The 2,117-nt window shown below is 50.0% G+C and carries 2 protein-coding genes; one reads left to right on the forward strand and one right to left on the reverse strand.

The window, feature by feature from the left end; genetic code table 11:
* Window positions 1-396: 396 nt before the first annotated feature.
* Window positions 397-666, reverse strand: coding sequence for a transposase (locus PsAD46_RS17215; protein WP_084404449.1), 270 nt, complete (start codon window positions 664-666; stop codon window positions 397-399).
* Window positions 667-1,320: 654 nt separating this feature from the next.
* On the opposite strand from PsAD46_RS17215, the gene PsAD46_RS17220 reads away from it, so the two are divergent.
* Complete coding sequence (locus PsAD46_RS17220; RefSeq protein WP_057465969.1) at window positions 1,321-1,836, forward strand: Hcp family type VI secretion system effector; 516 nt, start codon at window positions 1,321-1,323, stop codon at window positions 1,834-1,836.
* Window positions 1,837-2,117 lie beyond the last annotated feature (281 nt).

Raw genomic sequence — 2,117 nt, forward strand, 5'->3', positions numbered from 1 at the left:
CAACTCCATTCCAGAGCCGCTTTGGGCTCAAAATGCCCCTTATCTTATCGGGCGCTTCACATAATCATATGCTGAGAAGAGCTCTTCAGAAAGAGACCGTAGTCTCATCTGCAAAGACTTGCGCAACCCTTGATTGAAGCACCCGAATGACCGCAGTTGGCCCGCTGTGCTAACAGTAGCTTTACGTTGTTCTAGATTTCTGCGCTGCTGTGAAGGTTGGATTAGGGCGGCTCAGGAAACTTGTCTTGAAGATGTAGGAAAACTAGGCTCAGGACTCATAGCCAGAATATGACGGTTGCAGCGATGTAGATTGCAGATTTGAATATACTGGCACATTGATCATATCGCATTGCAATGAGCCGTCCGTCCTTAAGCTTGGCGAATAGGTTTTCGACCTTATGCCGTTTTCAGTAAGTTTTTGTGCAATACGAGACTTTCTTTTTTGCGGGTTTTGCGTGAAGGGATACAGGCTTCAATATCTTGATCTGTCACGGTTTTTCTGACCTTGTTTCTGTCATAACCCCGATCTGCAATCACGACCCGGGCTGCCGGTAGGTCCAGCAACAGCACCTCAGCTTCCTTAAAAACACTGGTTTGCCTGGCTGTCAGATGAAGTCTGATCGGACGGCCAGAGCCATCACCAATAGTGTACAGCTTTGTGTTCATTCCCCCTTTTGTGCACCCGATCAGGAGAAAATCACCCCTGCAAAAGAAATTGAAGATGAGTAGCGACAAGAAGAGCAGCCAACTTCAACCAAATTGCACGTCAGGCATAATGCTGAGCGATCTTCATCGGAAGGCTATTTTTCGCTGGCAGGGGCCGACAATTGCGCTTCTGGAAGAAACTAATTTAAAGGGCATTTAGAGCGCGAAGAGGCTCTCATACGGCTCAAATAGCTGCTTGCCTTTGAGGGGCTATCCTGATTTTCCTTTATATTTCAGGGGCGGGCCATTGTTGGCTAAGATTGGGCCAAAATTGGCTCGCTGTTTTCTTATATTTATCAGATACTTATTTCGGGCGTTAGAGTTTCAAGCCATCTTTGGCTCAATCTTACGCTGCGGTATTAAACTTGGTACTCTGCAACCAGGCCAAATTTGCGCACGCCACCGAGTTATTTTCCTTTGTTATTTCAATAGGGTGAGGCTGGACTGGAGTATTCATTTCTTCTGCTTTCTCACTTTGGCATGCAAGTTGCAATTGTGTTGGTACGCTGTCGCAGACTGGGGTCTGGGGCTGTGGCCCATTCTCATCAAATGGGGTTCATTTATTTGTTTTGCTGCGTCTGTCCGCACATGGAGGGCGCTCACCAGGAGCATACTATGCCAACACCCGCTTATATCACCATTGAAGGGTCAACTCAGGGTCCAATCACTCAAGGTGCGTTTACTGAAGATTCCGTCGGTAACGTGTGGCAGGAAGGCCATGAAGACGAGATCATGGTGCAGGCCATTGATCACACTGTCATCATTCCTCGTGATATCCAGTCCGGCCAGCCAGCTGGCCAGCGCGTGCACACTCCGTTCAAGTTCACCTGCTCCATGAACAAGTCCATCCCGCTGCTTTATAATGCGCTGGTTTCCGGTGAGATGCTGCCGAAGTGTGAAGTCAAATGGTACCGCACCAATTCTTCCGGCAAGCAGGAGCATTTCTTCACCACCTCCTTTGAAGATGCGCTGATCACCAACATCGAGTGTGGCCTGCCACATTGTCAGGATCCGAAGAACGCTGACTTCACGCAGCTGATCACCATTGAACTGTCTTACCGCAAGATCATGTGGGAACACACAGTCTCCGGCACGTCTGGTGCTGATGACTGGCGCGCACCTGCTGCTTAAGTCTCCATTCTCATTGAGGATGGAAGTCAGATCCGGGCCAGCTTTGGCCCGGACACTGCCTTTGGGCGAGTACACACCAGGCAGTCTTTGATTTGGGCCTGATCTGCGGAGTTGGAATATGCAGTTTGTCTCTGGCAAAGCCTCAGCAAAGCGCGGCTACTTGCGCAGCTTCTTTCGCAGCTTGCTGTGGCGCCGGCGTAAGGTGGAGGCAATTGCAGAACCTGCACCCAAAGAGTGCGACCCGGCAGGCACAGCGCATGTGGTCTTGCAAGGTCGTGACA

It is taken from the genome of Pseudovibrio sp. Ad46 (assembly GCF_001623065.1).
GTDB lineage: Bacteria > Pseudomonadota > Alphaproteobacteria > Rhizobiales > Stappiaceae > Pseudovibrio.